Source organism: Candidatus Methylomirabilota bacterium (genome assembly GCA_035709005.1).
Classification (GTDB): Bacteria; Methylomirabilota; Methylomirabilia; order Rokubacteriales; family CSP1-6; genus 40CM-4-69-5.
The window spans coordinates 24,051-30,320 of sequence record DASTFB010000089.1; the positions used below are offsets into that span (position 1 = coordinate 24,051).

Sequence of the window (6,270 nt, forward strand, 5' to 3'; positions counted from 1 at the left end):
CGCCGCGGTCAGCCACTCGGCGGCCTGCCCCTCGGCCCCGGAGATCAGCCGGTGACCCAGCCGTACCAGCGGTGGCTGGGCGTGGCCCCCTCGTCGAGATAGGCCATCTTCATCCGGCTCAGGTAGTCCTTGGGAATCTCGTTGCGCTTGGCGTTCACGTCCACACCGAAGACGCGCGCGGCGTTCAGCCCGAAGATCTGCTCCTTCACGGCGCGGCTGAGCGGTGTGTACTGGTGCCGGGTGATCAGCGCCTCGGGGATCTCGAAGCGGCGGAACGCTTCGATCTGCCACTGAGGCGTCCCATACCAGATCGAGTCGGTGCCCCACAGCACGTGATCGGCGCCGAAGGCGTCGATGATCTGGCCGAGCAGGTGGGCGCAGGCGGTGGGGTTGGTGGTGACGAGCTGGCCGAAGGTGGAGCCGAGCTCCATGTAGATGTTCTTCAGGGCCGGCTCCTTCTTCTTCATCTGGCAGAACTCGGTGGTCCAGGGGATCTCGCCCGTCGGCTTGGGCGCGGTCACGTTGAGCAAGCCCGCGTGGTAGACGAGGAAGTCGATGTCCGGGAAGTCCCTGGCGGCCTTGATGAGGTCGCGCGGGTGGTTGTAGTCGGCCACCGGCCCCAGGGGCAGGCCCTTGTGGGCGCAGAAGCGCTTGACCCCGAGCTTGCGGGCCCGCTCGAGCATCGGGTAGCCGATCTTTTCGTCGTCGACGAACCAGCCGTGGTTGAACCCCTTGGGCGGCGCCCCCGTATAGGCCTTCCAGGCGTCGACCTTGAGCGTGGCCGCCTGCATGTCCATGAAGTCGAGATCGGCCTGGCCGAGCTGCGGCGTCACCAGCCCGTGAGCGAGCATCCGGCGTGACTGCGTGATGCGGTTGATCTCGTCACGGATGTGCGTCATCTCCTTGGGCGGCACCACCGCTTCTTGCGGATGGGGTCCGGGCGGTGTGGAGATGAGCCCGATCGATGTCTCGCTGTCGAAGAACACCTCCTTGACGAAGTTCTGCCACGAGAGATCGGTCAGCGTGCCCTTATCGGATTCCAGCTTGGGGTTCAGCCGGCGGGCCCGCCGCCGCAGGGCGAGCAGGTTGCCCTTGCTGACCGCGCCCTTGCGTGAGGCTTCCTCGTCTTGGGGATCGTACTTGTCACCGACGTAGTGGACCTGCACGTCGAAGATGAAGTACGGCGCGCCGGCGCGCTCTTGGAACGCGGCCGCCTCGGCGGCTTCGACGGGAAGCACGTCGAAGAACCGGCCGAAGACCGCGTTCATGGCCAGGAGCGACGTCGCCATCCCGCCGCTCGTTCTCAGGAAATCCCGGCGGCTGAGGCCGAGCCGCGGGGCCAGCCGCTCCGCCTCGGCCAGGATGCGGTCCTCGACCTCACGCTGCGCCGCCGTCTGCGGCAGCGGCGGGAACTCCTCGTTCGAGACGAGCCGAGTGGGGAGCGGCGTCTCGCTGATCATTCCTTGTCGCATATGTCCTCCCTCAGGCCGTGCCGTTCAGGCCTCGCGGTAGAACACCAGTAACAGGCCGAAGACGACCAGGGCCGGAGCCCAGAGACGTCCAGACCAGGAAGTGTGCGCCGGCGCCAGCCGCAATTCCAGCCAGCGGGCCCAGCCGGCCAGCAGGGCGGTGAGCCCGAGCGGCAGATGCGTGAGCTCCATGAAGAAGCCGGTCTTGGGGTTGTTCACCTGGTGGACGTGGGCCAGCAGCAGCACGCCCCCGCAGATGCAGGCGAGCGGAAACACGAAGCGCCACGGCGACCTGGGATGGCGCCCGCTGCGCACCCGCCACTCGGCCACGGCGAACGCCCCCGTCACGACCAGCAGCAGTCGGTGCTGCAAGACTTCCGGATCGAGCAGCTGCTCCCAGAACCCCACCGTTCCCGTCTGCCATCCTTCGGGATCCATGCTCCAGGTAATGAAGCCGGTGAGCGGGATGAGCAGCAGCGGCCAATGCCGCGCCCACGGCGCCCGGCCCGTCCGCTCCAGCGTGGCCAGCAGGCCCATGGCGAGCACGAACACGCCGGCGACGTGGTGGCCGAACTCCGACCACTGCGTGTTCACGGGCTGGCGGGGTGCCTTGGGGTCGGCGAGGTCCGACGCGGCGGCCAGCTCGGCGGCGCTCGGCGTCTGCAAGCGCGGCCACTGTGGCGTGAAGATGCGGCGAACCTCCTCCGGGGTGGCGCGGTCGGTGGTCACGTCGCTCGCCGGCGGGGCCGAGCCCAGCGAGGCGGCCAGCGCGATCGCCACCAGGGCGAGCCCGGCTTCGACCTCCAGACGCCGGCGCAGGACCAGCGCGGGCGCGATCGACGCCGGCGGCTGCGCCCGCCACGGGGGCAGGCGAAGGCGCCCGTGCACGGCGTGGTGATTCAGCGCGCCCATCGTCAGGAGCGCCGCGAAGATGACGAGCTTCGTCAGCACCATGGCGCCGTACGACGTACCGATGGCGGCCTCGGCCGTCCCGACGTAAACGAGCGCCAGCGTCATGCCCGTCAGCGCGAGCCCGGCCACCGCGGCCGCGGCCAGCGTGGAGAACCGGTGCAGCCACCGCTCCGGGTGGTGGGTCGGGCTGCAGACGCCGAGCACGGCCGCGCACATGACGCCGCCCAGCCAGGCGCCGGCCGCCACGTGATGCAGGCCGGTCAGGCTCCAGAGCCACACGCGGCCGTCGACGCGGCCGGTGGCGTGGCTGGCCAAAGCTCCCGTCAGGGCGAGCAGCAGCGTCGTCACCAGCAGCAGCACACTGCGCCCACCGGAGTCGGGAGCGCGACGCAGCGCCAGCGCGCCCACGACGGCCAGGCAGGCCAGGCCGACGCGGATCAGCGCGGCGATGCCCACCGTCGAGCCGAGCAGCGCCCCGATGGGCCAGCCAGCCTCGTCGGCCAGACCGGCCGCCATCGTGACGAGCACCGCGGTCTGGCTGACCGCGGCGAGCGCGGCGCCGGCGGCCGCGAGCACGAGCGTCCGGGCGACCGCGGGGGCTGACGCGGGCTCACGGCCCCTGCGAAGCACGACGAGGGCGAAGACAACAGCACCGAGGGCGAGCGCCTGGCCCACGAGCCCGGCCGCACGCAGCCAGACGAGCAGGAATGCGATCAAGGCGAGGCCACACTACCACGGGCGGCTGAATTGACGCCTGCGGTCTGGCCGGCTACTCTGGGCGCGCCTCACCGCAAGGAGGAGCGATCGTGCTGACCCGCATCGACCACGTCATGATCTGCGTGCCCGACCTGGCCCGGGGCATCGACACCTACACCCGTCTGGGATTCAGCATCCACCCGGGCGGCGTGCATCCCGGCAAGGGTACGCACAACGCCATCGCCATGTTCCAGGAGGAGTACCTCGAGCTGCTGAGCGTGCGGGAGGGCGAGCGACAGCTGGCGAGCCGCGACCTCGTCGATTTCCTCGCCGGTGGCGGCGGGTTTCGCAAGGTCGCCCTGCAGAGCGACAGCCTCGAGTCCGACGTGGCGGCCATGCGCGGGCGCGGCGTGGACGTCGGTGATGTCCAGGACGGCAGCCGCCGCACGCCCGGGGGCCAGGAGCTGCGCTGGAGGGTCGCCGCGCTCGGGCCCGGCAATCCGCTACCCGTGTTCTTCATCCAGCATCTCACGCCGATGGCCGAGCGACGCCGGCAGACGCCGGGGGCCGGCGATCACCCCAACCGCGTGCTGCGCACCGATCGCGTGTACATCGCGGTCTCCGACGTGGCCAAGACCGCCGAGATCTATGGTCGGGTGCTCGGGATGCCTCTTCCCAAGATCCAGCGGGGCACGGTGATCATGGCCGACATGGCGGTGTTCGACCTGGGGCCGACGGGCCTCACCGTGGCGCAACCGGCGGCGCCCGGCCCGGCCGCCGAGGCGCTCGCCCGGCGAGGCGAGGGGCCCTTCCAGGTGCTGTACCGGACCGGCAGCATGGATGTGGCCGCCCGCTGGATGGCCGAACACGGCATGCCGCCTCCGGCGAGAGGGATCCGCAACACCGGGGAGCAGGCGATGCTGGTGGGCCCGGAGACCGCGGGCGGCGCCTACATCGGCTTCGTGGGACCGGCCTAGCTCTGCGGTCCCGCTACTCCAGCGCGTAGAAGCCTTTCGCTCCGCCCGCCAGGATGTGGCGCTTCGTTTCCTCCGACAGCTCCGGGCGGTCGGCGATGAGCTTCGGTGCGCCCGGGAAGAAGCCATCGGGGTGGGGGTAGTCGGTCGCCCACAGGATCTTGTGCGGGCCGACGTAGTCGGCCAGCACGCCGAGACAGCCCTCCACCGGCTCGAACGAGATCCAGCAGTTGCGCTGGAAGAGCTCGCGGGGACGCATGGAGAGGCCGGAGTCGTTGAAGCCCCGGTCGTCGAAGTGCCGGTCCATCCGGTCGAGCCACGGCGCGATCCAGCCGCCACCGGATTCCAGGAAGGCGATACGCACGCGCGGGTAGCGATCACACACGCCTTCCCAGATGACGCTCATGGCGGCCAGCATCATCTCCATGGTGTGCGAGATGATGTGCCGCGCGCCGCGGGTCGTGAAGCGGTCGACACCGACCTGGGGCATGCCGCCGCTGGCGCCTTCGTGCAGCCCGATGGCGACGTCGAGCTCCTGCACCTCGGCCCAGAACGGCGCGTAGTCCGGGTGGTGGAGCATCCGCCCGTTGTAGGGGTTGGGACGGAGGAACGCCGCCCGCATGCCGAGCTCTTGCCGGGCAAAGCGCATCTCGGCGATGGCGTGTTCGATCGACTGCATGGGTAGCATGGCGACGCCGAAGAGGCGGTCGGGATAGGGCCGGCAGTAGTCGGCCAACCAGCGGTTATAGGCGCGGCAGGCAGCCGCGGCCAGCCCCGGATCCTTGATCGCCCCGGCGAACAGGCCGATGCTCGGATAGAGGAAGGCGGCGTCGATGCCGTCCAGATCCATGTCGGGGATGCGCGCATGGGGGTCGAAGCCGCCCGGGCGGCCCTCGCAGTACTTGATCGTGGCCTCGTTCACCGTGCCCTGACGGGCGCCGATCGCGCCCAGCAGGCCGAGGCCCTTGGGGCTGCCCAGCACCCGGCCCTCGATCAGCAGGCGCTCCTTGCCGTCGGTGTCCACGATCATCCGCGGCGCCCGGTCGCGGTAGGCCGGGTCCATGTACTTGTCGAACAGGTCAACCGGCTCGAGCACGTGTCCGTCGGCGTCGATGACGTCGTACGTGCGCGCCATGGCTGGTCTCCTCTCTAGCTCGTCACGACGTTGAGGCAGACCCCGGGCAGCGCGTAGCCGCCGCGCGCGCGAAACGAAACCAGGCGGTCTTCGATGGCGCGCCGCACGGTCTGCTGATCGCCCTCGGGGAGCGCGGTGATCACGACCGCCAGCGCGCCCGCGATCTCCCTCAGGAACGACCAGTACTCCTCGGTGCTCTCGAACGTGAAGCCAATCGTGACCTCCTCGATCCGCGGCGGCCCGAAACCCGCTTCGGCCAGGAGCCGTTTGATCCGTTCCGGGTTGCCCAGGCTCAGGATGCCCGGTGAATCCGGAGTCGGGAGAGCCATGTGGCCGTTGTCGATGAGGGCGCGGGCGGGTACGGCGGCCCAGGGATTTCTTTCGGCGCTCCCGAAGACGGTGAAGCAGAGCCGGCCTCCGCGGCGGAGAACCCGCCGGGTCTCCTTGAACGCCAGCGCGGGCGCCGCCATGAGCATGTACCCCCAGCGGCACAGCACCCCGTCGACGGCGGCATCGGGCAGGTCCATCCGCTCGGCGTCCATCACCCGGTACTGCACGTTGGTGAGCCCGAGCTCGGCGCCCCGGCGGCGCGCGGCGTCCACCATGTTGGGAGCGAAGTCCGTCATGATCAGTCGTCCAGCTGGACCGAGCAGAGGCGCAGCCGCGAAGCCCGTGTCCCCGGGGCCACAGGCCAGCTCCAGGAGTGTCTGCCCAGGACGCACGTCGAGGTTGGTGATGAGCCACTCGCTGACCGGTTTCGACACGCTCCACAGGTAGGCGCGCTTCTTCTCCCAGCCAGCGGCCATCGCGTCCCAGACGGCCTTGCTCCTCTGGCGGAAATCGTCCGGGTTCACGTCGCCTCCCCGTGGAATGCCCTGGACATCAGATCACCCCGTCACGTCGGAGGGCGTCGAGCTCTGCCGGCCCATACCCCAACAACGCCCCGTAGACCTCCTGGTTGTGCTCGCCCAGGAGCGGCGCCCGCACCATCTCGGTGGGCGAGTCGGACAGGCGCACCGGGTTGGCCGGCATCGGGTACGGGCCCCGCCGGGGGTGCTCGAGCTCGACGATCATGCCGCGCGCC

The 6,270-nt window shown here is 70.1% G+C and carries 6 protein-coding genes; 1 reads left to right on the forward strand and 5 read right to left on the reverse strand.

Translation table 11 applies throughout. From position 1 onward, the window contains the following. Window positions 1-44: 44 nt before the first annotated feature. Together VFR64_17045 and VFR64_17050 are read right to left on the reverse strand one after the other, a co-directional pair. The gene (locus VFR64_17045) at window positions 45-1,460 is read right to left on the reverse strand and encodes an amidohydrolase family protein (GenBank protein HET9491448.1); all 1,416 of its coding nucleotides are present in this window, start codon (window positions 1,458-1,460) and stop codon (window positions 45-47) included. Window positions 1,461-1,496: 36 nt separating this feature from the next. Beyond that, entirely contained in the window at window positions 1,497-3,098 is a 1,602-nt protein-coding gene (locus VFR64_17050) for a CopD family protein (GenBank protein HET9491449.1), read from the reverse strand. Window positions 3,099-3,187: 89 nt separating this feature from the next. Here VFR64_17050 and VFR64_17055 point away from each other — a divergent pair, with 89 nt between their 5' ends. Next, a complete protein-coding gene (locus VFR64_17055; protein HET9491450.1) occupies window positions 3,188-4,054 on the forward strand; it encodes a VOC family protein in 867 nt (288 codons plus the stop codon). A 13-nt stretch (window positions 4,055-4,067) separates the two neighbouring features. On the opposite strand, the gene VFR64_17060 is transcribed toward VFR64_17055, so the two are convergent. The 3 genes from VFR64_17060 to VFR64_17070 form a co-directional block, all read right to left on the reverse strand. Further along, window positions 4,068-5,186, reverse strand: a complete 1,119-nt coding sequence (locus VFR64_17060; protein HET9491451.1) for an amidohydrolase family protein — start codon at window positions 5,184-5,186, stop codon at window positions 4,068-4,070. 14 nt (window positions 5,187-5,200) lie between these two features. Next, a complete protein-coding gene (locus tag VFR64_17065) occupies window positions 5,201-6,040 on the reverse strand; it encodes a methyltransferase domain-containing protein (protein ID HET9491452.1) in 840 nt (279 codons plus the stop codon). Between the two features lie 28 nt (window positions 6,041-6,068). After that, window positions 6,069-6,270: CoA transferase (locus VFR64_17070; GenBank protein HET9491453.1), on the reverse strand; the 202-nt coding region annotated here is incomplete at its 5' end.